Annotated in this window: 24 protein-coding genes and 1 tRNA gene; 10 read left to right on the forward strand and 15 right to left on the reverse strand. The window is 72.1% G+C overall.

The window, feature by feature from the left end; translation table 11 throughout:
* Positions 1 to 665: 665 nt before the first annotated feature.
* The 3 genes from ACTJK8_RS09300 to ACTJK8_RS09310 all read right to left on the reverse strand — a co-directional run bounded on the left by ACTJK8_RS09300 (position 666) and on the right by ACTJK8_RS09310 (position 3,616).
* Positions 666 to 741, reverse strand: a tRNA-Lys gene (locus ACTJK8_RS09300).
* A 100-nt stretch (positions 742 to 841) separates the two neighbouring features.
* On the reverse strand, positions 842 to 2,407 hold the full coding sequence (locus ACTJK8_RS09305) for a 2-isopropylmalate synthase (RefSeq protein WP_127991010.1): 1,566 nt from the start codon (positions 2,405 to 2,407) through the stop codon (positions 842 to 844).
* Positions 2,408 to 2,737: 330 nt separating this feature from the next.
* Positions 2,738 to 3,616 carry a hypothetical protein gene (locus ACTJK8_RS09310; protein ID WP_440761829.1) on the reverse strand — a complete coding sequence of 293 codons (879 nt, stop codon included), beginning with the start codon at positions 3,614 to 3,616 and terminating at the stop codon, positions 2,738 to 2,740.
* Positions 3,617 to 3,789: 173 nt separating this feature from the next.
* On the opposite strand from ACTJK8_RS09310, the gene ACTJK8_RS09315 reads away from it, so the two are divergent.
* The 4 genes from ACTJK8_RS09315 (at position 3,790) to ubiB (ending at position 8,272) form a co-directional block, all read left to right on the forward strand.
* A complete protein-coding gene (locus ACTJK8_RS09315; protein WP_440761830.1) occupies positions 3,790 to 4,527 on the forward strand; it encodes a carbonic anhydrase in 738 nt (245 codons plus the stop codon).
* A gap of 142 nt (positions 4,528 to 4,669) precedes the next feature.
* Complete coding sequence (leuB, locus tag ACTJK8_RS09320; RefSeq protein ID WP_070999658.1) at positions 4,670 to 5,779, forward strand: 3-isopropylmalate dehydrogenase; 1,110 nt, start codon at positions 4,670 to 4,672, stop codon at positions 5,777 to 5,779.
* Between the two features lie 113 nt (positions 5,780 to 5,892).
* A complete protein-coding gene (gene ubiE / locus ACTJK8_RS09325) occupies positions 5,893 to 6,678 on the forward strand; it encodes a bifunctional demethylmenaquinone methyltransferase/2-methoxy-6-polyprenyl-1,4-benzoquinol methylase UbiE (protein ID WP_012319623.1) in 786 nt (261 codons plus the stop codon).
* Positions 6,679 to 6,709: 31 nt separating this feature from the next.
* Complete coding sequence (gene ubiB / locus ACTJK8_RS09330) at positions 6,710 to 8,272, forward strand: 2-polyprenylphenol 6-hydroxylase (RefSeq protein ID WP_116655654.1); 1,563 nt, start codon at positions 6,710 to 6,712, stop codon at positions 8,270 to 8,272.
* A 52-nt stretch (positions 8,273 to 8,324) separates the two neighbouring features.
* On the opposite strand, the gene ACTJK8_RS09335 is transcribed toward ubiB, so the two are convergent.
* Together ACTJK8_RS09335 and zapE are read right to left on the reverse strand one after the other, a co-directional pair.
* A complete protein-coding gene (locus ACTJK8_RS09335; protein ID WP_024829765.1) occupies positions 8,325 to 11,300 on the reverse strand; it encodes a response regulator in 2,976 nt (991 codons plus the stop codon).
* Positions 11,297 to 12,529, reverse strand: coding sequence for a cell division protein ZapE (zapE, locus tag ACTJK8_RS09340; protein WP_024829764.1), 1,233 nt, complete (start codon positions 12,527 to 12,529; stop codon positions 11,297 to 11,299). Before zapE ends, ACTJK8_RS09335 begins: the two co-directional genes overlap by 4 nt.
* 321 nt (positions 12,530 to 12,850) lie before the next feature.
* Between zapE and ACTJK8_RS09345 the strand changes: the two genes are divergently transcribed.
* Positions 12,851 to 13,444: a GNAT family N-acetyltransferase gene (locus ACTJK8_RS09345; RefSeq protein ID WP_012319627.1), complete on the forward strand. Its 594-nt coding sequence runs from the start codon at positions 12,851 to 12,853 to the stop codon at positions 13,442 to 13,444.
* 64 nt (positions 13,445 to 13,508) lie between these two features.
* Here ACTJK8_RS09345 and ACTJK8_RS09350 read toward each other — a convergent pair whose 3' ends face one another.
* Positions 13,509 to 14,270, reverse strand: coding sequence for a ComF family protein (locus ACTJK8_RS09350; protein ID WP_053622116.1), 762 nt, complete (start codon positions 14,268 to 14,270; stop codon positions 13,509 to 13,511).
* Positions 14,271 to 14,298: 28 nt separating this feature from the next.
* Complete coding sequence (locus tag ACTJK8_RS09355; protein ID WP_012319629.1) at positions 14,299 to 14,544, reverse strand: hypothetical protein; 246 nt, start codon at positions 14,542 to 14,544, stop codon at positions 14,299 to 14,301.
* Between the two features lie 149 nt (positions 14,545 to 14,693).
* On the opposite strand from ACTJK8_RS09355, the gene ACTJK8_RS09360 reads away from it, so the two are divergent.
* Both ACTJK8_RS09360 and ACTJK8_RS09365 read left to right on the forward strand, forming a co-directional pair.
* The gene (locus ACTJK8_RS09360; RefSeq protein WP_029360596.1) at positions 14,694 to 15,584 is read left to right on the forward strand and encodes a methyltransferase domain-containing protein; all 891 of its coding nucleotides are present in this window, start codon (positions 14,694 to 14,696) and stop codon (positions 15,582 to 15,584) included.
* Positions 15,581 to 15,943: a DUF427 domain-containing protein gene (locus tag ACTJK8_RS09365; RefSeq protein ID WP_070999660.1), complete on the forward strand. Its 363-nt coding sequence runs from the start codon at positions 15,581 to 15,583 to the stop codon at positions 15,941 to 15,943. The genes ACTJK8_RS09360 and ACTJK8_RS09365 overlap by 4 nt, the downstream gene beginning before the upstream one ends.
* Positions 15,944 to 15,957: 14 nt before the next feature.
* On the opposite strand, the gene ACTJK8_RS09370 is transcribed toward ACTJK8_RS09365, so the two are convergent.
* On the reverse strand, positions 15,958 to 17,469 hold the full coding sequence (locus tag ACTJK8_RS09370) for a DUF6880 family protein (RefSeq protein ID WP_440761831.1): 1,512 nt from the start codon (positions 17,467 to 17,469) through the stop codon (positions 15,958 to 15,960).
* Positions 17,470 to 17,521: 52 nt separating this feature from the next.
* Complete coding sequence (locus ACTJK8_RS09375; protein ID WP_012319633.1) at positions 17,522 to 17,761, reverse strand: hypothetical protein; 240 nt, start codon at positions 17,759 to 17,761, stop codon at positions 17,522 to 17,524.
* 138 nt (positions 17,762 to 17,899) lie between these two features.
* Here ACTJK8_RS09375 and ACTJK8_RS09380 point away from each other — a divergent pair, with 138 nt between their 5' ends.
* Positions 17,900 to 18,151, forward strand: coding sequence for a hypothetical protein (locus ACTJK8_RS09380; protein ID WP_053622117.1), 252 nt, complete (start codon positions 17,900 to 17,902; stop codon positions 18,149 to 18,151).
* A 6-nt stretch (positions 18,152 to 18,157) separates the two neighbouring features.
* Here the strand turns inward: ACTJK8_RS09380 and fabI are convergent, their stop codons facing one another.
* The 4 genes from fabI to fabA all read right to left on the reverse strand — a co-directional run bounded on the left by fabI (position 18,158) and on the right by fabA (position 21,258).
* Positions 18,158 to 18,988 (reverse strand): enoyl-ACP reductase FabI, encoded by an 831-nt coding sequence (fabI, locus tag ACTJK8_RS09385; protein WP_012319635.1) that lies wholly within the window; start codon positions 18,986 to 18,988, stop codon positions 18,158 to 18,160.
* Positions 18,989 to 19,173: 185 nt separating this feature from the next.
* Complete coding sequence (locus tag ACTJK8_RS09390) at positions 19,174 to 19,296, reverse strand: hypothetical protein (protein ID WP_268821226.1); 123 nt, start codon at positions 19,294 to 19,296, stop codon at positions 19,174 to 19,176.
* Between the two features lie 59 nt (positions 19,297 to 19,355).
* Positions 19,356 to 20,582 (reverse strand): beta-ketoacyl-ACP synthase I, encoded by a 1,227-nt coding sequence (gene fabB / locus ACTJK8_RS09395; RefSeq protein WP_012319637.1) that lies wholly within the window; start codon positions 20,580 to 20,582, stop codon positions 19,356 to 19,358.
* A 139-nt stretch (positions 20,583 to 20,721) separates the two neighbouring features.
* Positions 20,722 to 21,258, reverse strand: a complete 537-nt coding sequence (gene fabA, locus ACTJK8_RS09400; protein WP_012319638.1) for a 3-hydroxyacyl-[acyl-carrier-protein] dehydratase FabA — start codon at positions 21,256 to 21,258, stop codon at positions 20,722 to 20,724.
* A 215-nt stretch (positions 21,259 to 21,473) separates the two neighbouring features.
* Here fabA and irr point away from each other — a divergent pair, with 215 nt between their 5' ends.
* Positions 21,474 to 21,989 carry a Fur family transcriptional regulator Irr gene (gene irr / locus ACTJK8_RS09405; protein WP_012319639.1) on the forward strand — a complete coding sequence of 172 codons (516 nt, stop codon included), beginning with the start codon at positions 21,474 to 21,476 and terminating at the stop codon, positions 21,987 to 21,989.
* A gap of 106 nt (positions 21,990 to 22,095) precedes the next feature.
* Here irr and ACTJK8_RS09410 read toward each other — a convergent pair whose 3' ends face one another.
* Positions 22,096 to 22,659 (reverse strand): SH3 domain-containing protein, encoded by a 564-nt coding sequence (locus tag ACTJK8_RS09410; RefSeq protein ID WP_012319640.1) that lies wholly within the window; start codon positions 22,657 to 22,659, stop codon positions 22,096 to 22,098.
* Positions 22,660 to 22,929: 270 nt separating this feature from the next.
* On the opposite strand from ACTJK8_RS09410, the gene ACTJK8_RS09415 reads away from it, so the two are divergent.
* Positions 22,930 to 23,928, forward strand: a complete 999-nt coding sequence (locus ACTJK8_RS09415) for a 2-hydroxyacid dehydrogenase (RefSeq protein ID WP_012319641.1) — start codon at positions 22,930 to 22,932, stop codon at positions 23,926 to 23,928.
* An 18-nt stretch (positions 23,929 to 23,946) separates the two neighbouring features.
* Here ACTJK8_RS09415 and ACTJK8_RS09420 read toward each other — a convergent pair whose 3' ends face one another.
* Positions 23,947 to 24,573 (reverse strand): Crp/Fnr family transcriptional regulator, encoded by a 627-nt coding sequence (locus tag ACTJK8_RS09420; protein ID WP_012319642.1) that lies wholly within the window; start codon positions 24,571 to 24,573, stop codon positions 23,947 to 23,949.
* Positions 24,574 to 24,584: the final 11 nt, after the last annotated feature.

Here is a 24,584-nt window from a genome sequence, read left to right on the forward strand (position 1 = left end):
AGCCGCTCGGAGAGACGTTCGATGGTCGCCGCGCGGTCGGCGCTCGGATCGGTCTCGCTCATTCTTTCACCGGATGGGCCAACAGGATCGTGGTCCGGACCATGTTGCGCTTCCAGGCCGGCTTGTCGGTGGTCAGAGCCTCGGCGGCGCGCGCGTCGGTGCGGAGCGTCTCGACGAGGTCGAGGGTCCAGCCCTTCGCGAGCGGCTAGGCCTCGGTTGCCAGATCCGCGAGCACGGCGTCGACCGCGGCGTCGATATCCTGGTCGGTCACCTCGGCGGCCTTGCGCAGTTCGGTGACGGTCGGGGGGGCTCTGGCCATGGGCCGGCCAATTGCAGCGTGGTCGTCGTCGAGTCCATGAGGCCGACCTGCACAGCGAGGGCGAGCAGGTCGCCGTCCGTCAGCGTCTCGCCGTCGACCGGCCAACAGGGCAGCCCGCCTGTCCATGGCCCCACGGTGTGCCGCGGGCTCGAAGCGCCGCAACAGCTTCGCTGATCGGATCGTGGCCATCGCTCATGAAGCGACGCTACCGCGAGCCGAGGAAGCGCGTCGAGGCTGGCTGACCGCAGAGCGGTTCGGGAGGCAGAGAGGGGGGCTTACCGGTTCGCCCTGCTTACCATGCGCTCACCGGGATCGTGATCCGGTAAGCAGGAAGTAGGCTAAGTCTTGGTGGGCGCACTAGGGTTCGAACCTAGGACCCGCTGATTAAGAGTCAGCTGCTCTACCAACTGAGCTATGCGCCCGATCGCGTCTGCGACCGCCCGGTGGCCACCAAGTCCGTCCGGGGTGGCGGGCTGATACCAACGCGGCCGGGGCCTGTCCAGCCCCGGCCGCAGCTTTTTCTCATTCCGCCGCCGCATGCTGTGCATGCACGCGCACGGAATGGGCCGACAGCTTGTTCAGCGCCGAGAGATACGCCTTCGCGGACGCCACCAGCGTGTCCGGATCGGCGCCGCGCGCGGTGACGCTGCGCTCGCCGTCGCGCAGGCGCACCGAGACCTCCGCCTGCGCGTCCGTGCCGCCGGTCACGGCATGGACCTGGTAGAGCTCCAGCTGCGCCTGGTGCGGGACCAGCGCCGAGATCGCGTTGAACACCGCGTCCACCGGCCCGTTGCCGTCCGCCTCCTCGATCCGCGTGCCGGTCTCGTCGGCGATCCGCAAAGTCGCGCGCTGCGGGCCGCGGGTGCCGGCGATCACCGACAGGGAGACCAGCCGGATCCGGTCGTGGGCCGTGGCGAGGTTCTCGTCGACCAGCGCCTCGATGTCCTCGTCGTAGACGTGCTTCTTCCGGTCGGCCAAGGCCTTGAAGCGGTCGAAGGCGTCCTGGAACTGGTTGTCGGACAGGTGCAGGCCGAGATCCTCCAGCTTGGAGCGGAAGGCCGCCCGGCCGGAATGCTTGCCCATCACCAGGGAGGTCTTGGTCAGCCCGACCGAAGCGGGCGTCATGATCTCGTAGGTCTCGGCGTTCTTGAGCATGCCGTCCTGGTGGATGCCGCTCTCGTGCGCGAAGGCGTTGCGGCCGACGATCGCCTTGTTGAACTGCACCGGGAAGTTCGTGGCGTGGCTCACGAGCTTCGAGGCGCGGGTCAGCATGGTCGATTCGACGCCGGTCTCGTAGGGCAGCACGTCCGCGCGGGTGCGCAGCGCCATCACGATCTCCTCGAGCGCGGCGTTGCCGGCCCGCTCGCCGATGCCGTTGATCGTGCACTCGACCTGCCGGGCGCCGCCCTCGATGCCCGCCAGGGAATTGGCGATCGCGAGGCCCAGGTCGTTGTGGCAATGGACCGAGAACACGGCCTTGTCGGCGTTCGGCACGCGCGCGCGGACGTTCGCGAACATGTCGCGGTACTCCGACGGCGTGGTGTAGCCGACCGTATCGGGGAGGTTGATCGTCGTGGCGCCGGCCTTGATCGCCGCCTCGACGCAGCGGCACAGGTAGTCGAGCGGCGTGCGGGTCGCGTCCATCGCCGACCACTCCACGTCCTCGACGAGGTCGCGGGCCTGGGCCACGGTCTTCAGGATGATCTCGACGACCTCGTCCTGGCTCTTGCGCATCTGGTGCGCGAGATGGATCGGCGAGGTCGACACGAAGGTGTGGATCCGCGCGCGCTTGGCGTGGCGCACGGCCTCGCCGGCCCGGGCGATGTCGGCGGGGATGGCGCGGGCGAGGCCCGCGATGGTCGCGCGCTTGGTCCGGCGGGCGATCTCGGAGACCGCCTCGAAATCGCCGTTCGACGCGATGGGGAACCCGGCCTCGATGATGTCGACGCCCATCGTGTCGAGCAACTCGGCCACCGCGAGCTTCTCGTCGAAGGTCATGGTGGCGCCGGGGCACTGCTCGCCGTCGCGCAGCGTGGTGTCGAAGATCAGGATCCGGTCGCGGGCGGAGGCGGTGCTGGTCGTGGTCATGGCATTACCCTGTCGCGGGCCGCCCGGCACGGGATGGCGCGGCGCGGCGTGGTGCCCTCGCGGGCGGATTCGCGAATGAAAGAACTCCCCTGAAGGCCCAGGCGCGCGCCCGGACGGCCCTCAGGGGCGGGTAAGCAGGAGCGGAAGAAGGAGCCCGGAGCGGCGCGCACGGGACCGAAGCGCCGTAGAGGCGGCGCGGGCGGTCTCGGTCGCTGAGCCGGCTCTGGCCAAGGCTCGTCTCTCCTGTCGGCGGCCCGCGCGGGACGGTCTCACGGCGCGGTGCCGCCCGTAGGTATCCCCGCAGCGGCCGGAACACAAGCGAGACCGGCGTCAGGACGCGCGGGCCGGGACGGTCGCGGCCGGCGGCGCCGCGAGGATCGCCGCCGCGAGATCGTCGTAGAACAGCATCTGCCCGGCGGCCCAGGCCTCGAATTCCGCCAGCAGCGTCGGATCGAGGGCTGTCAGGCGGCCGTCGGTGATCCGGATCCATCCCGCCGCCTCAGCCTCGCCGAGCAGATTGCCGATATGGGCCCGCGACACGTCCAGCCGCTCGGCGAGGCCGCGCAGGCTGAGCGAGACCGCCGCCGGCGCTCCGGGCACCGTGACGGCGTAGTGGGCCCCGACGAGGGCGGTGAGCAGCGGGTAGCCGCAGTCCCGACCGGCGAACTTGAGCACCCGCGGGAACGGGGCGATGAGCGTGCCGTGCCGCAGCACGTGGGCGGCCGACCGGCGGACCAGTTCCCCGAGCCGGTCCGGGCCGTCGAGCGTCCCGGCGCGGCCGGGGTCGCGGCGCTCGACGGCGTCCATGGCGGCGACGAACAGGCGCCCGCTGCGCGCGATCTCGGTGACGAGGGCCGGCGCGGCCTGCAGGCATTTCACCCGCCCGTCGTCGCGGTCCGCCACCGCGGTGACGAAGCGTCCGGCCTTCAGCGCCGACACGAAGCCGGCCGTCTGCCGCGGGCTCGATCCCACCATGGCCTGCAGGGCCGTCAGGGTGGGGCGGGGGCCGCCGTGGTGACGCCACGCGTAGTCGTTGTGGATCAGCATGAACGAGACCACGTAGCGCCCGATCTGGTTGAGCAGCTTGTGGCTGGGCCAAACTATCTGCGCCGGCTCGATCATGCCCCGGCAGTAACCGGCGACCGCCGAGCGGAAATCGCGCTCGGATCGAAGCAGAGCGATCCGATCCCGGAAATGATCGTCCAACATCCGTGCCCCGGTTCAGCCGGCTCCGGACCGGAGGGATGCCCCGCGCCCGGCCTCAGATCCAGGATTTCCTGCAAAGTTTGGACTCTGTGGTGAAGGACGGGCCGATATACGACTCGCAGTGCTTGTCTCAGCGCTGCCGAAGCGAGCGGTCCGCCGGGCCTGGCCGGCGTCAGATGCGAAGGGGACCGTCCACCGTGTGCGATCTGCATCGACCCTCTCTCTCCCGGCGCGGCCTGCTGGCGGCCGCGGCGGCCGGTACCGCGATGGGGGCTTCCGCCGGGATCCGGCGCGCCGAGGCGGCCCTCGACGGGGCGCGATCGAACGCCATCACGCCCGAGGCGGCCCTGACGCGGCTGCGCGACGGCAACGGCCGCTACGTGGCCAACACGCCGGCGAATCGGGACTTCGCGGCCGGTCGCGCCGCGCGCGCCGCGGCGCAGTACCCGATCGCCTGCATCGTCGGCTGCGCCGACGCCCGGGTCGCCCCGGACTTCATCTTCGACCAGGGACCGGGCGATCTGTTCGTCGTCCGCGTCGCCGGCAACTTCGTCACCACCGACGGCCTCGCCAGCCTGGAATACGGCGTGTCGGTACTCGGGGCGCCGCTGATCCTCGTGCTCGGCCACTCCGATTGCGGGGCCGTGAAGGCGACGATCGACGTCATGAAGACCGACGCGACCCTTCCCGGTCATCTCCCCGTACTGATCGACGCGATTCGCCCGGCGGTGGACCTGGCCGAGAAGGCGCGGGCGCAGGATCCCCTGGCCGAGGCCGTCGCCCAGAACGTTCGGCACAGTGTCCGGCGCCTGCAACAGGCCGGGCCCATCCTCGCGGAAACCGTCGCCGCCGGGCGCGTGAAGGTCATGGGCGGCTTCTACGACATCGGCACCGGCCGGGTCGCGATGCTCTGATCGCGGGGGCGCGATCCGCCCCGGTGCGCGGGCGGGCGCCCGGCCGATGCGGGACGCCGATGCTGGACGCCGATGCTTGCCAATGACGGTGCAGCCTCGATAAAGCCCGCCGGCACGTCGAGACCGAACCCGCGAGACCGTCATGGCCAGCTACAAGCTCCTCCTCCTCCCCGGCGACGGGATCGGCCCGGAGGTCGCCGGCGGCATGCAGGTGGTGCTCGACACCCTCAAGGAGACCGGTCTCGCGACCTTCGAGACCGAGACCGACCTCGTCGGCGGCTGCGCCATCGACGCGCACGGCGTCCCGCTGGCGGACGCGACCCTGCAGCGCGCCAAGGACGCGGACGCGATCCTGCTCGGCGCGGTCGGCGGACCGAAATGGGCCGGCGTCGCCTACGAGAACCGCCCCGAGGCCGGCCTGCTGCGCCTGCGCAAGGAGCTGGACCTCTTCGCCAACCTGCGCCCGGCGATCTGCTACCCGGCCCTGGCCGAGGCCTCGGCGCTGAAGCGCGAGCTGGTCGAGGGGCTCGACATCATGATCGTCCGGGAGCTCACCGGCGGCGTCTATTTCGGCGAGCCGAAGGAGATCACCACGCTGGAGGACGGCTCCAAGCGGGCGGTCGACACCCAGGTCTACACGACGGCCGAGATCGAGCGGATCGCCCACGTGGCCTTCGACCTCGCGGGCAAGCGCTCGGGCCGGGTCGCCTCGGCCGAGAAGCACAACGTGATGAAGTCGGGCGTCCTCTGGAAGGAGGTCGTCACCAGGGTGCACGCCGAGCACTACGCCGACCTGCAGCTGGAGCACATCCTGGCCGATAACTGCGCCATGCAGCTGGTGCGCCGGCCGAAGCAGTTCGACGTGCTGGTGACCGACAACCTGTTCGGCGACGTGCTCTCCGACATCGCCGCCATGCTCACCGGCTCCCTCGGCATGCTGCCCTCGGCCTCCCTCGGGGCGGTCGACGCGAGCGGCCTGCGGCGGGCGCTCTACGAGCCGGTCCACGGCTCGGCCCCCGACATCGCCGGCCAGGACAAGGCCAACCCGATCGCCATGATCGGCTCGCTCGCCATGTGCCTGCGCTACTCCTTCGGCCTCGGCGACGCCGCCGACGCCCTCGACGGCGCCATCACCGACGCCCTCGCGGGCGGCGCGCGCACCGCCGACATCGCCGGCGCCGGTGTCAACCCGATGGGCACGCGCGCCATGGCCGGTGCCGTGGCGGACGCGCTCCGCGCCAGGGTCGGCTGAGACACGTCTTCGGCGCGTCGCAGCACCGGGTCCGATCCCCAGCCGCCTGTTTCGACGCATGGCGGTCGGGCGCGACCTTCGCTATGACGCGCCCATCGAGGATTGGGAGCGTCATGAAGGCCGGAGACGGGGCGTCTGAGCGCGCGAGCGCGGATTTCGGCTTCGAGCGCGTGGCGCTCGACGAGAAGCAGGGGCGCGTCGACAGCGTCTTCCACTCGGTCGCCCGCCGCTACGACATCATGAACGACCTGATGTCGGCGGGCCTGCACCGGGCCTGGAAGGCGCAGCTCGTCTCGATGCTGCGACCGCCGCAGAACCGCGCCTTCGCGCATCTCGACGTCGCCGGCGGGACCGGCGACGTGGCGTTCCGCGTGCTGGCCGCCGGCGGTCCGCGCACCCGCGTCACCGTCCTCGACATCAACGAGTCGATGCTGCGGGTCGGCGCCGAGCGGGCGCGGGAGCGCAGGGTCGACGAGGCCGGCGACCGGATCGCCTTCGTGACCGGCAACGCCGAGGCCCTGCCGCTGCCCGACGCGTCCTTCGACGCCTACACGATCGCCTTCGGCATCCGGAACGTGCCGCGGATCGAGACGGCCCTCGCCGAGGCGCGGCGCGTGCTGAAGCCCGGCGGGCGCTTCCTCTGCCTGGAATTCTCCGCCGTCGACATTCCGCTGCTCGACCGCATCTACGACGCCTACTCGTTCAACGTGATCCCGCGCATCGGCGCCCGGGTGGCCGGGGACGCCGAGTCCTACCGCTACCTCGTGGAGTCGATCCGGAAGTTCCCGACCCGCGGCGCCTTCGCGGGCATGATCGAGCGCGCGGGCTTCCGGCACGTCACCGACCGGGCGCTCACGGGCGGGATCGTGGCGATCCATTCGGGCTGGAAGGTCTCTTGAGCGCCCCCGCGCGCGACGGGAGCCAGCACCGGTGATCAGCGCCGCCGTCAACCTGTTCCGCGGCGCCCGGGTCGGCTTCGTGCTGGCCCGCGAGGGCGCCCTCGCCTTCGCCGATCCCTCCGAGCTGCCGCCGCACCTGCGGCTCGCCCTGCGGATCGGCCGCTCCCTCGAGCGGCCCGGCCTCGACGACGGGGCCGCCCGGCTGTCGGCGGCCATGACGCGCCTCGGCCCGTCCTACGTCAAGTTCGGCCAGTTCCTGGCGACGCGGCCCGACATCGTCGGGATGCGCGCGGCCTTCGACCTGGAGAAGCTGCAGGACCGGGTGCCGCCCTTCCCGCAGGCGGTCGCGCTCCGCACGGTCGAGGCCGCCCTCGGCAAGCCCGTGAGCGCGCTGTTCGTCTCGTTCAGCGAGCCGATCGCGGCCGCCTCGATCGCGCAGGTCCACAAGGCGATCGTGCAGGATCCCGACGGCACGCAGCGCGCCCTCGCCGTGAAGGTGATGCGGCCCGGCGTCCGCGAGCGCTTCATGCGCGACCTCGAGGTCATGCGCTTCATGGCCCGGGTGGTGCACGCCCTGTCCCCGCAGGCGGAGCGGCTGCGGCCGCGCGAGGTGGTGGAGATCCTCGCGCGCTCGGTGCTGATGGAGATGGATTTCCGCCTGGAGGCGGCGGCCGCCTCCGAACTCGCCGAGAACACCAAGGACGATCCCGACTTCCGCGTGCCGAAGCCGGAATGGGAGCTGACCGCCCGCGAGGTGCTGTCGGCCGAGTGGATCGAGGGGACCCGCCTGCACAGCGCCGCGGAGCTCGCCGCCCAAGGGCACGATCCGCAGACCATCGGGCGGACCGTCATCCAGAGCTTCCTGCGGCACGCGATCCGCGACGGCTTCTTCCACGCCGACATGCACCAGGGGAACCTGCTGGTCGACGCCGAGGGCCGTCTCGTGGCGGTCGATTTCGGCATCATGGGCCGCCTCGGCCCGAACGAGCGCCGCTTCCTCGCCGAGATCCTCCTGGGCTTCATCCTGCGCGACTATCGCCGGGTGGCGAAGGTCCACTTCGAGGCGGGCTACGTGCCGGCGCACCACTCCGTGGAGGATTTCGCGCAGGCGATCCGCGCGATCGGCGAGCCGATCCACCAGCGCCGGGCCGACGAGATCTCGATGGCCAAGGTCCTGACCCTGCTGTTCGACGTCACGGCCCTGTTCGACATGAGCACCCGCACCGAGCTGGTGATGCTCCAGAAGACCATGGTGGTGGTGGAGGGCGTCGCCCGCTCCCTCGACCCGCGTCTCGACATGTGGACCACGGCCGAGCCGGTCGTGCGCGCCTGGATCGCCCGGAACATGGGGCCGGTCGGCCGGGCGCAGAGCGGCCTGGAAGCGCTCAAGGTCGTCTCCGACGTCGTCAGTGACATTCCGGACCTCGCCATGCGGTTGAAGCGCGTGCTGGTCCGCCTCGACGAGGCCGGCACGGGCGACGCCCGCCGGCTGGAGCGCTTCGCCCGCAACGAACGCTACCGCGCGATCTGGTCGACGCTGGCCCTGTGGGGGATCGCCGTCGGCGCGCTGATGCTGGCGTTCCGGGGCCTCTGACGCGGCACCCGTCCCTGACCCGGGGCCGATACCGCCCGTCCTCCGCGGGCGCTCAGACGGGCAAGGGTCGCGGTCCGGCCGTGTCCTCGGTCGCCGGGATCAGGGCGCGCAGCTCGCGGGCGAGCTCGTTGAGGCCGGTCGAGCCCTTGGCGAGCACGCGGTCGGCCTGACCGGCCAGACGGCGGCGATCCTCGGCCGTGATGTCCTTGGCGGTGAGCACCACCACCGGCACGTCGCGGCTGTCCGGGCGGGCCCGGAGCGCCCGGAGAAACGCGAAGCCGTCCATCTCCGGCATCATCAGGTCGAGGAGGATGAGGGACGGCCGTTCGGCCTCCAGGGATTCGAGGGCGCGCAGACCGTTCTCCGCCTCGCGGACCGGGAAGCCCTCGCGCGCGAGATAGGCGCAGACGTGGTCGCGCACGTCGGCCTCGTCCTCGACCACGAGGATCGCGCCGTCGCCGGAGGCGGGCCGGAAGCGGTCGACGATCTGGCGCAGGCTGCCCCAGTCGAGCGGCTTCTGCAGGTAGTCGGTGGCGCCGAGGGAGAAGGCGAGATTCTGCTCGTCCAGAACCGTCACCATCACGATCGGCGTCGCGCCGATCTCGGGATCGGCCCGGATCGCCCGCAGCACCGCCCATCCGTCCATCTGCGGCATGGTGACGTCGAGGAGCACGGCCCGGGGATGCAGGCTGCGGGCGAGATCGAGCCCGCGCCGCCCGTCCTCGGCGACCGTCACCGCGAAGCCCTCGCGCTCCAGGAAGCGCGCCAGCAGATCGCGGGTCGCGGCGTCGTCGTCGACCACCAGGATCGTCCCCCGCTCTCCGGGATCCGAGGCGGCCGGGCCCGCGTCCTCGCCCGCGCCGGTCTCGAAGCGTGCCGGCAGCGTCAGCGTGAAGGTCGTGCCGGCCCCGTCCCGGCTCTCGACCGCGATCGCGCCGCCCAGCATCTCGGCGAACGCCCGGGTGATCGCGAGCCCGAGCCCGGTGCCGCCGAACCGGCGCGTCGTGGAGGCGTCGGCCTGCGTGAACCGCTCGAACAGCTTGCCGAGCTGCTCCTGCGTCATGCCGATGCCGGTGTCGGTCACGGCGAAGCGCAGCGCGCCGTCGGCGCGGGTGACCGCCAGGGTGATGCGACCGTCCTCGGTGAACTTCGCCGCGTTGCTCAGGAGGTTGATCAGGCACTGGCGCAGCTTGGTGACGTCGGTGTGGGCGCTGCCCAGACCCGGCTCCAGCTCGAGCGCCAGCGTGTTGCCCTTCTTGGCGACGAGCCCCTCGACCGTCACCGCCACCTCCTGCACCACGGCGGCGACCTCGAAGTCCTCGGCGTAGATCTCGACCCGGTCGGCCTCGATCTTCGAGATGTCGAGCACGTCGTTGATCAGGCCGAGCAGGTGGCGGGCGTTGGTCTCGATCTTCTTCATGTCGGTGACGAGATCGGCCTCGCCGATATCCTCGAGCTCCTCCTGCACCATCTCGGAATAGCCGATCACCGCCGAGAGCGGGGTGCGCAACTCGTGGCTCATATTGGCCAGGAACTGGCTCTTGGCCGCGTTGGCGGCCTCGGCGGCCGCGCGCGCCGCCTCGATCGCGGCCTCGGCCTCCTTGCGCTCGGTGATGTCCGTGTGGGTCCCGACCCACTCCCGCAGGGTGCCGTCGGGTTCGAGGATCGGGACGGCCCGCACACTCATGTGCCGGTAGGCGCCGGAGGCGGCGCGCATCCGGTGCTCGGTGGCGTAGGGTTCCAGGCTGGCGACCGCGCGGGTCCACGCGGCGCGGGTATGCGCACGGTCGTCCGGGTGAATCGCGTCGAGGAAGCCGAGCCCCGCGTAGGCGGCCTCGTCCTGGCCGGTGAAGCGCGTCCAGGCGGTCTGGCGGCGGTGGAGGCTCCCTTCCGGGTTGGCGGTCCAGACGATGGCGGCGCTCGCCTCGATCAGCGAGCGGAAGCGCTCCTCGCTCCGCCGGAGCCGGGCCTCCGCGAGGTGGCGGATGGTCTCGTCGACCACCACGAGGCCGACGCCCTCGACACTCTGATCGGCCGCCGCGCTCTCCTCGCCCCGAAGCGGGTAGAAGCTCATCGAGAAGTGCCGCACGCCGCCCGGCGCCGAGGGGGTCGGCACCGCGACCGGCACGTTCGGCGAGACCAGGCCTTCCGTCAGGGCCGCGGCCAGCTTCGGCGCCAGCTCCTCCCGCAGCGTCGGGAGCATGGCCCAGATCGGCGCGCCGAGATCGGCCCCGAAGCCGCGCTCGCTCATCGTGGCGAGGGCCCGGTTCATGTGCCGGATCTTCAGGTCGCGGTCGAGGAAACCGAGCCCCACCGGCGCGTTGGCGAGCACGCCGTCGAGGAGGCGCGACATGCGCAGGGATTCCTGCCGTCGCACCAGGGCGAGGCGCGCGAGCAGCACGATCGCCCCGAGGGCCGCCGCGGCGGAGGTCAGGAAGAGCAGGAGCCCGCGCCAGCCCTCGCGCGCCTGCAGGGTGGCGAGCTGCTCGAGGGTCGCGGCTTGGCGGGCCGCCGCCTCGGCGCGGATCGCGTCCATCAGGCGCTTGCCCTCGCCGGTCCGGACGAGGTCGATGGCGGCGTCGAAGCCCTGGTTCCGCCGCGCCTCGACCACCCGGGCGGCGAAATCGCGCTTCTGCGCGATCAGCCCGGCCAGCGACGGACCGCCGGCCCGCACCGGGTCCTGCGCGGCCGCGCCGAGGCCGGTCAGCTCCGTGTCGATCTTGGTGAGGGCAGTCGTGTACGGGCGGAGGTAATCCTCGCTGCCGACTAGCACGAAGCCGCGCTCGCCCGTCTCCAGGTCCTTGACCTCGGAGATCAGGCGCTCGATCCCGGCGATCGTCGCGTTCGCCCGGGCGGTCGCGGCCCGATCGGTCTCGCCGGTCACGTAGTTGGCCGTGCCGCTGCCCAGGGCGACGATCAGCAGGAGGAAGGCCGCCGGGGAGCCCAGGAGCCAGCCCAGCGGGCCGGCGCCGCGCCAGTTGCGCCGACGCAGCCCGAAGATCGATCCGGCACGCGACGGGGCGCTCACGTCTCCACCAGCCCGGTGCTGGCGCCCGACGCCTCGGAGTCCGGCCGGCCGTGCGGCTGGCCGAGATACTCCCGCGAGCGCATCTCGATCAGGCGCGAGACGGTCCGGTCGAACTCGAAGGCCTCGCGGCCGGTCTGGGCGGTGTAGAGGTCCTGCGCTTCCGCCGCCGCGGAGGCGACGAGCTTCACGTGCCGGTCGTAGAGCGTGTCGACCAGCGTGATGAAGCGCTTGGCCTCGTTCCGCTCCGCCTCCCCCATCACCGGGATCCCGTCCAGGATCACCGTGTGGTAGGCGCGGGCGAGCGCCATGTAGTCGGAGGCGCCGAGGGGCTGGCGGCACAGATCGTCGAAGCCGAACCGGGCTACCCCGGTCGCCTGCTCCGGAACCGCCACGGCCCGGCCGTGGACCGTGACCGTCGTCGGGAGGCCGCGGGCCTTTCCGGTCAGGGCCTTGAAGGCGGCATCGAGGGCCGCGCGCGCCGCCGCGTCGGCCGGCACATGGTAGACGGCCGCGCCGCCGAGCTTCTCGAGCCGGAAATCGGTCCGGGAATCGAGCCGGACGACGTCGACGCGCTCCTTGAGGGTCGCCACGAAGGGCAGGAACAGCGCCCGGTTGAGGCCGCCCTCGTAGAGCCGGTCCGGCTCGACGTTCGAGGTCGCGACGACGGTGACGCCGCGCCGGAACAGGTGGTTGAACAGGCGCCCCAGGATCATCGCGTCGGCGATGTCGGTGACGGTGAACTCGTCGAAGCACAGCAGGGTCGCCTCGTCGGCGAGCTGGTCGGCCACCGGGCCGATCGGATCGTCGCCCTTGACGGTGCCGGCCTTCAGCGCCTGCCGGTAGGCGTGGATGCGCTCGTGCGCGTCGGCGAGGAAGCCGTGGAAATGGACCCGTCTTTTCGGCTCCGGCGCCGCCTCGTGGAACAGGTCCATCAGCATGGTCTTCCCGCGCCCGACCGAGCCCCAGATGTAGAGGCCCCTGATCGCCTCGGCCTCGTCCTTGCGCCGGAACAGCCATCCCAGGGCGCTCGTCTTGCTGGCCCGCTTGCGGCGCTGAAGGTCGAGGACCAGCCGGTCGAGGGCGCGCACCAAGTGCGCCTGGGCCGGATCGCGCTCGATGGCGCCGGTGCCGACCAGCGCCTCGTAGCGCTCGTGGACCGGGCCGGGCGAGACGGCGCCGGCGAGCGCCGCCGGCGACGGTGCGATGGACTTGCCGGATCTGTCGTTCACGCCGCCGGTTCCTCGCTGCTGATCGCGGCACCGGTTCGGCACCCCTTTGCGCCCGCGTCGGCGGTCAACGACCCGGGGCCCGTTCCAGTGCCGCGCAAGCTCGGCCTGAATCAAGCCCGCGGCCGAACAGCCGCAGGGAAGCGTCCCATCGAACGTCCCTTCGAAGTGTCCCGTCGGCCCGCGCATGGCAGGCACGCGGACGGTCGGCCCCGCACTCTGCTGCATTGCACAATGGATACGGGGATGCGACACCCCGGCGGTCTTCTGGGAGGAGCGTCCGGACCACTTCGCGCGACAGCGCGCACGAACCGGAGCTTCATCATGGCGGTACAAGCCCTCGATGGGCCGGCCCACACCATCCGGCGTCTCTGGCCGGCGGATCGCGCGGCGGTCCTCGACTACTTCCTGCGGCTTGATCCGGAGACCCGGGCGAGCCGCTTCATGGGCAATGTCAGCGAGGCCGGAGTCCGGGCCTATGCCGCGCAGGCATTGACCGCGGAGGGCGTGATGTACGGCGCCTTCGTGGGCGGCGTGCTGCGCGGTCTCGGTGAACTCCGGCCCATGGGCCCGGGCGCGTCCCGCTACGCCCTGGGGCCGCACGCGGAGGCGGCCTTCGCGGTCGAGCAGACCTTCCGCCGGCAGGGGATCGGCGCCGCCCTCTTCGCCCGGATCGCCCGCTCGGCGCGGCATCGCGGCGTCCAGGACCTCCACGTCCGCTGCCTGTCGGGCAACGGGCCGATGCTGCGACTCGCGGCCAAGCACGGGGCGGCCCTCCAGCACGAGGGTCGCGAGATCGAGGGCGCCCTGCACCTCGCGCGTCCGACGCCGTTCTCGCTCTGGTACGAGGGGATCGCGGAGGCGTTCGACTTCACCCTGGCGGCGAGCTTTCCGGAGCGGATGCAGGCCGGGCGCTGAGGCCGGGCGTCGCGGCCGGGCGAGGAGGCCGGTCGCCGGTGCCGGGCCCGCGGCGGCCGGCCCCTCAGCCGGCGGGGTCGCCGACGAGGGCGAAGGTCAGGAGGTCCACGGACGTCGCCCCGCCGCGCAGGAGCGCCCGTGCGGCCGCGTTGCCGGTGGCGCCGGTGGTCATGACGTCGTCGACGAGGAGAACCCGGCGTCCGCGGATGCGGTGCTGTTCGGCGGCCGTCACCCGGAAGGCACCGCTCAGGTTCTCGGCCCGCGCCGCGCGGCTCAGGCCGACCTGGGATCGCGTGGCGCGCACGCGCACCAGGGCGGTGGCGACGCACGGCCGTCCCGCCGAAGCGGCGATCGCCCGCGCGAGCAGGGCCGACTGGTTGAAGCGCCGCCGCCACAGGCGACCGCGATGGAGCGGCACCGGAACGAGGCACTCGGCCTCGGCGATCAGGGTCCGGCCGCTCGCGGCCATCATCCGCGCCATGACGCCGGCGAGATCGAGCCGGTCCTCGTATTTCAGGCGATGGACGATCCGTCGCGCCACGGCATCGTAGAGGGCGACCGCCCGGGCGCGGCCGAAGACCGGCGGTTCCGCGATCGCCCGGGGCGACACCAGCGGGCCGACCCCGAGATCGAGCGCGAAGGGCGTGCCGTAGCGCTGGCAGACCGGTTCCTCGATCAGGCGCAGGCTCGACCAGCACGACGGGCAGAAGGCGCCCGGATCGGCGGTGGCGCCGCCGCAGCCCGCGCAGGTGGGCGGGTAGACCAGAGAGACGACCCCGCGCGGCAGACCGCGCAGGGCCGTGGCGACGGCCTGGAGGGCCGTCATGCGCGCAACGCGCGACCGGAGTTCCCGCCTACTGGGCCGAGACGGGCCGCGCCTGCGGCGCCATCTGCTGCTGCTCGACCTGACGGTCGCGCGCGTTGGCGCGGTGGCGGCCGATGGCGCAGCCGGCCGCGGCGCCGACGAGGCCGTGATGGCCGGCGTAGTGACCCGCGATGCCGCCGACGATGGCGCCCTTGATGCAGCCCTTCGCCTCGGCGCCGCCCGCGGCCGCCAGGGTGGTGAGGGCCACGGCGGCCCCGACGAGCATGCGCTTCATGATGTGTGCTCCCTGAGGAATCTCGGCCGCTGGGCCGGTTGCAGCAGGAACAGCGACGCTCCCGAGTCGTTCCAGCAGCCTAGCGCAGCTCACGAGACCGTGCGCGGGGACGGTGGCGCGACGCGACCGCAGATGCCATCTGCCCGCTGATGGATGCTCCCGCCGCCCTGTTCGACACGCCCCTCGCCCGCCGCCGCCTCGCCCGTGCCGGGCGCCTCGGCTACCCGGGCTTCCTCCTCGACCGCCTCGCCGAGGATCTCGACGACCGGCTCGGCGCAGTCCTGCGCAGCTTCGGCTCGGTTCTCGACCTCGCCACGCCGCGTCCCGCGGCGACCCGGCTGCTCGCCGCGCGCTATCCGGCGGCGCGGCATGTCCGCCTCGCGGCCCTGCCCGAGCCGGGCGGCGACCTGGTCGTCGGAGATCCCGAGGCGCTGCCGCTGGCGCCCGGGAGCCTGGACCTCGCCGTGTCGCTGCTGGCCCTCCACGCCGTGAACGACCTGCCGGGCACGCTGATCCAGCTGCGCCGCGCCCTGCGGCCGGACGGGCTGTTCGTCGGGTGCCTGCTCGGCGGCGCCACGCTGACCGAGCTGCGCCAGAGCTTCGCCCAGGCCGAGAGCGAGGTCGAGGGCGGGGTCAGTCCGCGCGTGGCCCCCTTCGCGGCGGTGCGCGAGGCCGGCGGACTGCTGCAGCGCGCGGGCTTCGCGCTCCCGGTGGCCGATACCGACACGCTGACCGTCCGCTACGCCGACCCGTTCGGCCTGATGCGCGACCTGCGGGCCATGGGCATGACCAACGTGCTCACCGAGCGGCGGCGGACGCCCCTGCGGCGGGCGACGCTCCTGCGCACGGCCGAGATCTACGCCGAACGGTTCGCGGACCCGGACGGCCGCGTGCGGGCGACCTTCGAGGTGCTGTGGCTCTCGGGCTGGGTGCCGCACGAGACCCAGCAGAAGCCCCTGCGGCCCGGGACCGCGAAGACGCGCCTCGCCGACGCCCTCGGGACCGTCGAGCTGAAGCCCGAAGGAGGGACCACGCCGTGAAGCGTCCCGGACCGGACCACCCGATCACCGTCGAGCCCGAGCCCCGCCGCGTCCGCGTCGTCGTGGCGGGCGTCGCGGTCGCCGAGACCCGGAACGCCCTGCGGCTGCAGGAGGCGCGGTATCCGCCGGTCTTCTACGTCCCGCGGAGCGACATCCGGGCCGAGCACTTCGTCGCCTCGACGCGCACGAGCCACTGCCCGTACAAGGGCGATGCCCACTATTACGACCTCGTCGTCGACGGGACCCGTCGTTCCGACGCGGTCTGGAGCTACGGGAACCCGTACCCGGCCGTCGCGGCGATCCGCGACCACGTGGCGTTCTATCCGGACCGGATCGACGCCATCGTGCTGGAGGACTGAGCCGCCCGCCCGGATCAGTCCCGGACCAGGCTCCAGAACCCGTGCTTGCGGCCGTGCGCCTGCCGCAGTGCCGCGCGGTAGGCCTGCGGATCCGGCTCGACGTCGCCGGCCGCGAGGCGCTCCGCCAGGGCGTCGAGTTCCGCGAGGTAGCGCGCCCCGTGCGGGTAGGCGGCGCTGCGGCCGGTCTCGAGGATGGAATCGAGGAGCCGGCGGTACAGGATCGTCGCGGCCCGGGGATGCTGCTGCGCCAGCGCCTCGGCGACCGACGCCAGCACCGCGTACTGGTCGCCCTGCCAGATCGCGGCCCGCGCGACGACCAGCGCGGCCGCACGGCGCAGGTCCGGCCAACCCGCCAGGAAGGCGAGAGCCCGGTGCGGCTGCGGGAAGGCCTCGGCGTGGTCGAGGGCGCGTTGGAGCGCCTCCTCGTCCTCGAAATCCGGAAGCTTGGCGAGGAATGTGCGCAGCATCGGCGCGTCGAGCTCGCGCTCGAATCGCCCCCAGCGCAGGGCCTGCGCCTCGTCGCCCCGGCCGAGCGCGTCGAGGATCTCGATCTCCAGAGCCTGCCGCTCCCGTTCCGGTCCGCGCAGGTCGAAGCCGGCGATCAGGTCGGCCCGGGTCGCGATGCGCAGGCCCGGGTCCTGCATGCGCCGGATCCAGTCCAGCGCCTCGGCGGGGCGCCCGGCGTCGAGGAGCCGCCGGGCGATCGCGACGCGGTTCTCCCGCCCCGGCAGCATCGTGCCTTCCAGAGCGATGAAGGCGTCCGGGTCGCCGCGCCGGTCGGCGATGGTCTGCCGCAGGCGCAGGATCTGGATCCGGGCCGCCTGCCGGTGGTGCGTCGCCTCGCGCCTAGGATCCCCGCCCGGCGGGAGCGCCGCCGCGGCGGCGGCGAGCCGGTCGTCGATCTCGGCGAGGGCCGGCTCGGGCAGCCGCGGGATCATGTCGCCGAGGACGGTCCCGAGGGGACCGAACGGATCCGCCGAGAACGGCTCGACGAGGCGTGCGGCCACCCCGGCGGCGTCCTCCGGCGGCAGGGAACCGGCGATCTCCACGAAGGCCGCGGAGGCGCGGTCGAACACCCCCTGCACGGCCCCGGTGCTGTCGTCCACGCGGTTCAGGACCGCGTCGGCGCCGTCGAGGAAGCGCCGGAGCCGGTCGAGCGCGGCCGCCGGATCGAGGGGACGCAGCTCGTTGAGGATCACCGTCACGGTCGTGTTGAGGTCGGCCGCGAAGGTCCGGCGCTTCTGCCAGTCGATGTAGCCCTGGGCGCCCTCGAGGGCCGTCAGGCGCCGATCGACGATCGCCGCGACGGCCTCGGGGCCCTGGAGCGAGGCGAGCGCGGCGCTCACCAGCTTCTTGAAGGCCGGGTTACGCCCGGTCTCGCCGAGGATCAGCGCGATCAGCCGGTCTGGCCCGAGGGCCGCCAGCGTCTCCGGCGACGGGGTCGTGCGGCGCGCGCCCTTCGGCAGAGCGGGCGCCCTGCGGCCGGCCTGCGCCTCGGCCGGGGTCACGCGCCGCGCGCGCGCCACGCCGATACCCGTCGTTGCCCCGGATCCCGCATCTCCGTCCCGCCCGCCGCGACTACTCCACGACCCGCGCGGTGGGCCGATCGCTGCCCTGCGCGGTCTCGTCGTGCCAGCCGCCGGCCTGATCCTGGTAGCGGATCCCCTCGGTCGAGCCGGGGACCTGCTGCTCCGCCGCCGCGGCCTGCGCCGCCTGCAGCGCCTCCTCGCGGCTCGGGAAGGTCTCGGAGAACACGTCGCCGACCTTGTAGGCGAAGCCGCCGTCGTGCTCGACGATGCGATAGGTAACCTCGGACATCACGCCTCCTGTACGCGCCGGTCATCGTTGTGCGCGAACCCGCCGGACGCGCCGCGGTTCCAGGCGACGGGGTCTCGGCCTCCGATCTGCCGGAAAGTGGACCTAACCCGGCGCGGTCCCGGCACGCAGACGTTGACGATGCAGCTTCGCCCGATCCTCGCCCTCGCCCTTCTCCTCGTCGCCCGTCCCGCGAGCGCCGAGGAAGGCTTCCTCGACAAGCTGTTCGGTGGCTCCGGGCGCGGGGCTCCGCCCAACCCCTTCGCGTCGAACTACCCGTCCGCGCCGCCGACGCCCGAGGAGGCGCGCGCCGCGCGGGAGCGGCGGGCAGTCCGCGGCGAGCGCGGCGTCCCGGCCGGTCCCCTGCCCCCGGCGCGCATTCCGGAGGAGTGAGGCGCCTCAGGCGTCGCCGACGACGCCGGCCGCGTCCTGCGCCTGCAGCACGTCCGGGCGCGGCATCGAGATGATGTTGTAGCCGGCATCCACGAAGTGGACCTCGCCGGTGACGCCGCCCGAGAGCGGCGACAGCAGGTAGAGGGCCGACCCGCCGACGTCCTCCAGGCTCACCGTGCGCCGCAGCGGCGCGTGCGCCCGCTGGTGATTGAACATCAGCCGCGCGTCGGCGATCCCGGCGCCCGCCAGGGTCCGCATCGGGCCGGCGGAGAGCGCGTTGACCCGGATCCCGTCCGGGCCCAGGTCGCTCGCCAGGTAGCGCACCGAGGCCTCGAGCGCCGCCTTGGCGACGCCCATGACGTTGTAGTTCGGCATGACCCGGGTGGCGCCGCCGTAGGTCAGGGTCAGCAGCGACCCGCCCTGGTTCATCCGCTTGGCCGCGCGCTGCGCGATCTCGGTGAACGAGAAGCACGAGATCGTCATCGTGCGCACGAAGTTCTCGCGCGTCGTCACGTCGACGTAGCGCCCCTTGAGCTGCGCCTTGTCGGAGAAACCGATGGCGTGGACCACGAAGTCGAGACCGCCGTCGAACCGCGCGTCGAGGGCCTCGAAGGTCGCGTCGACGGAGGCGAGATCCTCGACGTCGCAGGGCACCACGATGTCCGAATCGAGCTTGGCGGCGAGCGGCGTCACCCGTCGGCCCAGCGCCTCGCCCTGATAGGTGAAAGCCAGTCGCGCGCCCTGGGCGTGCAGCGCCTTGGCGATCCCCCAGGCGATCGAGTGATCGTTCGCGACGCCCATGATCAGGCCGCGCTTGCCTGCCATCAAACCCGTCATGCCGACTCACATCCTGACCGAGCACGCCGGACCCGCGGAGCGGGCCCGGACCGCGGTCGCGACGAGCGAACCGCGGCAGGCTGCCTTAACGCGGCTCGCGCCGCGATCCAAACGCGGCGGCGGTTGGCGGCGGGCAAAAAAAAGCCCCGCCGGCGGGCGGGGCGTCGATGGCGCTGCGGCCGGGCTCAGAAATGCCCGTCCGTGTGGGTATCCGCTTCTTCCAGCACGACCTGCTTGGCGTAGATCGCGGCGACGCCGGCAATCATGAGGCCGCCCAGCGTTCCGAAGATGAAAGTCCCCATCGCCACCACCAGATCTCAACAGCGGGTAAACGCCGGCCCGAGGCCGGCGGTTCCGCGTGGGGCGATCAGGCGTCGACGTGCTTCAGGACGAGGGTGGCGTTGGTGCCGCCGAATCCGAAGGAATTGGTCAGCACGTGGCCGAGCTGCGCGTTGTCGCGGCGCTGCTGCAGGATCGGCATGTCGGCGAAGGCCGGATCGAGGGTGTCGATGTGCGCGCTCTCGCAGATGAAGCCGTTGTTCATCATCAGCAGGCTGTAGATCGCCTCCTGCACGCCGGTGGCGCCCAGCGAATGGCCGGTCAGCGACTTCGTGGCCGAGATCGGCGGGCAATCCTCGCCGCGGCCGAACACCTCGCGGATCGCCTCGATCTCCTTGTCGTCGCCGACCGGGGTCGAGGTGGCGTGCGGGTTGATGTAGTCGATCCGCGCGCCCTTCAGACCGTCCAGCGCCTGGCGCATGCAGCGCACGGCGCCCTCGCCCGACGGCGCGACCATGTCGTGCCCGTCCGAGGTGGCGCCGTAGCCCGCGACCTCGCCGTAGATCCGGGCGCCGCGCGCCTTGGCGTGCTCCAGCTCCTCGAGGACCAGCACGCCCGCGCCGCCCGCGATGACGAAGCCGTCGCGGTTGGCGTCGTAGGCGCGGGAGGCCCGGGACGGTGTGTCGTTGTACTTCGACGACATGGCGCCCATGGCGTCGAACAGCACCGAGAGGGTCCAGTCGAGATCCTCGCAGCCGCCCGCGAAGATGATGTCCTGCCGGCCGCCCTGGATGATCTCGGCGGCGTTGCCGATGCAGTGGTTCGAGGTCGCGCAGGCGGAGGAGATCGAGTAGTTCACGCCGCGGATCTTGAACCACGTCGCCAGCGTCGCCGACGCGGTCGACGACATCGCCTTCGGCACGGCGAACGGCCCGATCCGCTTGGGACCCTTGTCCCGCGCGATGGCGGCGGCCTCGACGATCACGCGGGTCGAGGGGCCGCCCGAGCCCATGATGATGCCGGTGCGCTCGTTCGAGACGTCGCCCTGCTCCAGGCCGGCATCCTGGATCGCCTGATCCATGGCGACGTGATTCCAGGCGGTGCCGCCGCCGTGGAAGCGCATCGCGCGCCGGTCCACCACGCCCTCCGGATCGAGAGTGGGCGCGCCGGAGACCTGGCTGCGGAAGCCGTGCTCGGCGTAGCTGGCGTCGCGCGCGATGCCCGAGCGGGCCTCGCGCAGGGAGGCGAGCACCTCCTGCGTGTTGTTGCCGATGGACGAGACGATGCCCATCCCGGTGATGACGACACGGCGCATGATGGTGACACTACCTCCGTCGCGGTCCCGGTCGCCCGGGCCGCGTCACGGTCAGCTAAGGTGACGCGGACACAATCTCAACCGCCGAGAACGTCCGGCGTTGCGGCCGAGCCGCGAGCCGGGCGCGCGGCGACGCGGCTCAACTCTGGAACAGGCCGACCCGCATGTCCTGGACCTGATAGACGCGCTCGCCGTCCGCCTCGAGCCAGCCGTCGCCGATGCCGAGCACGAGCTTGCCCTGACGGACCCGCTTCACGTCGACGTTGTAGACGACCTTCTTGATCGTCGGCAGCACCTGGCCGGCGAGCTTCACCTCGCCCACGCCGAGGGCGCGGCCGCGGCCCGGCGAGCCGAGCCAGCCGAGATGGAAGCCCAGCATCTGCCACAGGGCGTCGAGCCCCAGGCAACCCGGCATGACCGGATCGCCCTGGAAATGGCAGGGGAAGAACCAGAGGTCCGGCCGGATATCGAGCTCGGCCGTCACGTGCCCCTTGCCGTGGGCGCCGCCCTCGGTCCCGATGGACGTGATCCGGTCGAACATCAGCATCGGCGGCAGCGGCAATTGCGCGTTGCCGGGTCCGAAGAGTTCGCCGCGCCCGCAGGCCAGAAGATCCTCGTAGGAATAGTGCGACCGGCGGTTCGCACCCTGCGCTTGTGTCTCGGCGTCTGGCGGCATTGCGTTGGCTGTTTCCTCGGATGGGCGCGATCTTCGCGTCGCGGGCGACTATACTCGGCCCGTCGGCTGGCGCGCGGGTTAGCACGGGGCGCCGCGCCTTCAAAGCCTGCAGCCGCGGGCCTGCGGCGACGCTCGGGTTGCGACTGTCCGACCACTTCAATATACTGAGGAGACATCCGTTCCTTCAGGCCCCTCGTCGAGCGTTCAGTCCAGCGATGTCCGAACCGGTGCCATTCCAGGCCGTCTTCAACGGCCGGGTCCCCGCTCCCCAGTTGGAGGCCAACGGGACTCCGCGCCGCGGCTGCCCGCTGTCCGACCTGCGCGACCGCCTGCGTCGGGCCGGCCTGCGGCCGACGCGGCAGCGCCTGTCCCTGGGCTGGCTGCTCTTCGGTCGCGGCGACCGCCACCTGACGGCGGAGATGCTCTACGACGAGGCGATGCGCGCCAAGGTGCCGGTGTCGCTGGCGACGGTCTACAACACCCTGCACCAGTTCACCGAGGCGGGGCTCCTGCGCCAGCTCGCGCTCGACGGGTCGAAGGCCTATTTCGACACGAACCCGACCGAGCACCACCATTTCTACCTGGAGGACGAGAGCCAGGTGATCGACATGCCGGATTGCGGCATCACGGTCGATTCGCTGCCCGAGGCGCCCGAGGGCATGGAGATCGCCGGTGTCGAGGTGATCGTGCGCCTGCGCCGCAGCCGTCCGGCGGGCCGCCGCCAGGGCTGAGGCTCGGATCCAACCCTCTTCGGAGACGACGCGAGGCCCGGCATTGTCCGGGCCTTCGCTTTCGGGCGGCTCCGGAGAGCGCGTACCGCCGCGCGGCCGCGCCCGGCTACTCCACGACCTCGTTCGGGTAGACGCCCCACAGGCGATTCTGGCGGATGTAGCCGTCGACGTCCCGCTTGTTCGGGAGCGCGACGATCATGCGGCACCACGTGCCGGTGCAGCTCTTGACGCTGCCGATCACGCCGGTCTGGAGCTTGGCCTCGTCGTCGGCGCCGTCATCGGCCTTGGCCCGCAGCGACACGGCCGCCTTCTCGGCTCCCTTGTCGGGGCCGGCGTTGACGATGGCGGTGCGGCGTCCGGACAGGAGCGAGTGCAGCACCCAGCCCTCGGTGCCCTCCGAATCGCGGATCCGGCGCCAGGTCTCGAACTCGCCCACGATCTCGACCGGGAGACCGGCCCGCTGGAACACCCAGAGGGTCCGGTGATCCTTCGAGGGGCCTTCGCGGAGGTTGACGCGATCGGTCTTCAGGCTCGCGTAGCGCGGCAGCGGCAGCTTGGTCACCGGCCCGACCCCGGCCTCGGGGCCGGCGGGCGGCGCCGCGCGGGCACCGGTCGCGAGGCCGCCGACCAGCACCGCCGCGACGGCGAGGCTGAGGCGTGACACGCGCATGGTCGTCTCCCTATCCAGACGTGGCGTTGCTGGGCGCCGGACGTGTCGAAAGCGGGGCCGGTTCGACGCGCGGACCGGTCCGCATCCGATTGTGTTCCGGCCCACCTCTGGTAGAGAGGCCGATGGGTCGGAACAGGCTCCGGAACCGGCGCCCCGTGACCGATCCTGTCTGGCCGAGTTCGGTTAACGGACGCTTGCGGGAAGCGGTCCGGGCGGGAGCCGCCGGGCGCGAGCCGCGATCAGGGCCGCGGGGCTGACGGGGAGAGAGACGTGTCGAAGCGCAAGCCGCTGGTGGTCGTGACGCGGCGCCTGCCGGATGCCGTCGAGACGCGGATGCGCGAGCTGTTCGACGTCCGGCTCAATTCCGAGGACGCGCCGATGGCGCCGGACGCCATGGCGTCGGCCCTGCGCGAGGCCGACGTGCTCGTCCCCACCGTGACCGACGAGATCGATGCCGGGCTGATCGCCCAGGCCGGCCCGAACCTCCGCCTCATCGCCAATTTCGGCAACGGCGTCGATCACATCGACGTGGCGGCGGCGCTGGAGCGCGGCATCACGGTCACCAACACGCCCGGCGTGCTGACCGAGGACACCGCCGACATGACGATGGCGCTGATCCTCGCGGTGGCCCGCCGGGTCACCGAGGGCGCGCGGATCATCCCGGACGACGAGTGGACCACCGGCTGGTCGCCGACCTGGATGCTCGGCCGGCGCATCACCGGCAAGCGCCTCGGCATCGTGGGCATGGGCCGCATCGGCCAGGCGCTGGCCAAGCGCGCCCGCGCCTTCGGCCTGCAGGTGCACTATCACAACCGCCGCCGGGTGCCGGCCGCCATCGAGAGTGCGCTGGACGCGACCTACTGGGAATCCCTCGACCAGATGCTGGCGCGCGTCGACATCGTGTCGGTGAACTGCCCGCACACGCCCGCGACGTACCATCTGCTCTCGGCGCGGCGCCTCAAGCTGCTCAAGCCCGAGGCGGTCGTGGTCAACACCGCCCGCGGCGAGGTGATCGACGAGAACGCCCTGGCGCGCCTCATCGAGGGCGGCGAGATCTCGGCGGCCGGCCTCGACGTGTTCGAGCAGGAGCCCGCCGTTAGCCCCCGGCTCGTCAAGCTCGCCCGCCAGGGCAAGGTCGTCCTCCTGCCCCACATGGGCTCGGCGACCTACGAGAGCCGCACCGACATGGGCGAGAAGGTCATCATCAACATCAAGACCTTCATGGACGGCCACCGGCCGCCGGACCGCATCCTGCCGAGCATGCTCTGAGCCCTGGGCGGCGGCGCCTCACAGCGCGTCGCCGGCCACCGCCTGGGGCTTGGACATGCCCTGCACCCCCTGGAAGAGGCGCTCGCTGGTCAGCTTGAGGAAGTAGAACCCGAATTCCGGGTTCTGGTAGTAGAGCTGCTTCACGTCGGAGTAGGACACGCACAGCGCGTGGCCCGCCTCGACGCAGACCAGCGAGGCGGTGCGGGCGTTGCCCGGCGACAGGAGCCCGAGCTCGCCCACGATACCGCCCTGGCGCACCTCGAGATCGACCTCCGGGATCCTGAACACGCCGCTCTCGATGTAGTACATCTCGGTGGCGAGATCCCCTTTGCGGAACACCACCTCGCCGATGCCGAACGGGCGTCTCGAGCCGAAGGGCCGCAGCCACTCGAGGGACAGGTCGTTGTCGGCGGCCGTCTCCACGTCGCGGACGAGGCGCAGCATCTGCCAGAGCCGGTAGGCGTTGAACGGCATCTGGATCAGCTCGGTGAGCACCACCGGCATGCTGCCGATCATGATGCCGTAGGTGATCACGGCGCAGCTCGCGCAGAGCGAGATGATCCGCAGCGGAATCATCGTGCTCATGGCCGTCGCCGAGATGGTCAGCGCCGTCCCGAGATAGCCGATGCCCTCGACCCAATCCATCGCCGCCCCCT

The sequence above is a fragment of the Methylobacterium sp. 22177 genome, from assembly GCF_052045615.1.
Lineage (GTDB): Bacteria > Pseudomonadota > Alphaproteobacteria > Rhizobiales > Beijerinckiaceae > Methylobacterium > Methylobacterium radiotolerans.

Coding starts and splice junctions, on each gene's coding strand:
- ACTJK8_RS09305 (WP_127991010.1), bottom strand. CDS start 2,407: ATGACCACGACCAGCACCGCCTCCGCCCGCGACCGGATCCTGATCTTC.
- ACTJK8_RS09310 (WP_440761829.1), bottom strand. CDS start 3,616: ATGTTGGACGATCATTTCCGGGATCGGATCGCTCTGCTTCGATCCGAG.
- ACTJK8_RS09315 (WP_440761830.1), top strand. CDS start 3,790: ATGCGAAGGGGACCGTCCACCGTGTGCGATCTGCATCGACCCTCTCTC.
- leuB (WP_070999658.1), top strand. CDS start 4,670: ATGGCCAGCTACAAGCTCCTCCTCCTCCCCGGCGACGGGATCGGCCCG.
- ubiE (WP_012319623.1), top strand. CDS start 5,893: ATGAAGGCCGGAGACGGGGCGTCTGAGCGCGCGAGCGCGGATTTCGGC.
- ACTJK8_RS09345 (WP_012319627.1), top strand. CDS start 12,851: ATGGCGGTACAAGCCCTCGATGGGCCGGCCCACACCATCCGGCGTCTC.
- ACTJK8_RS09350 (WP_053622116.1), bottom strand. CDS start 14,270: ATGACGGCCCTCCAGGCCGTCGCCACGGCCCTGCGCGGTCTGCCGCGC.
- ACTJK8_RS09355 (WP_012319629.1), bottom strand. CDS start 14,544: ATGAAGCGCATGCTCGTCGGGGCCGCCGTGGCCCTCACCACCCTGGCG.
- ACTJK8_RS09360 (WP_029360596.1), top strand. CDS start 14,694: ATGGATGCTCCCGCCGCCCTGTTCGACACGCCCCTCGCCCGCCGCCGC.
- ACTJK8_RS09375 (WP_012319633.1), bottom strand. CDS start 17,761: ATGTCCGAGGTTACCTATCGCATCGTCGAGCACGACGGCGGCTTCGCC.
- ACTJK8_RS09380 (WP_053622117.1), top strand. CDS start 17,900: ATGCAGCTTCGCCCGATCCTCGCCCTCGCCCTTCTCCTCGTCGCCCGT.
- fabI (WP_012319635.1), bottom strand. CDS start 18,988: ATGACGGGTTTGATGGCAGGCAAGCGCGGCCTGATCATGGGCGTCGCG.
- fabB (WP_012319637.1), bottom strand. CDS start 20,582: ATGCGCCGTGTCGTCATCACCGGGATGGGCATCGTCTCGTCCATCGGC.
- fabA (WP_012319638.1), bottom strand. CDS start 21,258: ATGCCGCCAGACGCCGAGACACAAGCGCAGGGTGCGAACCGCCGGTCG.
- irr (WP_012319639.1), top strand. CDS start 21,474: ATGTCCGAACCGGTGCCATTCCAGGCCGTCTTCAACGGCCGGGTCCCC.
- ACTJK8_RS09410 (WP_012319640.1), bottom strand. CDS start 22,659: ATGCGCGTGTCACGCCTCAGCCTCGCCGTCGCGGCGGTGCTGGTCGGC.
- ACTJK8_RS09420 (WP_012319642.1), bottom strand. CDS start 24,573: ATGGATTGGGTCGAGGGCATCGGCTATCTCGGGACGGCGCTGACCATC.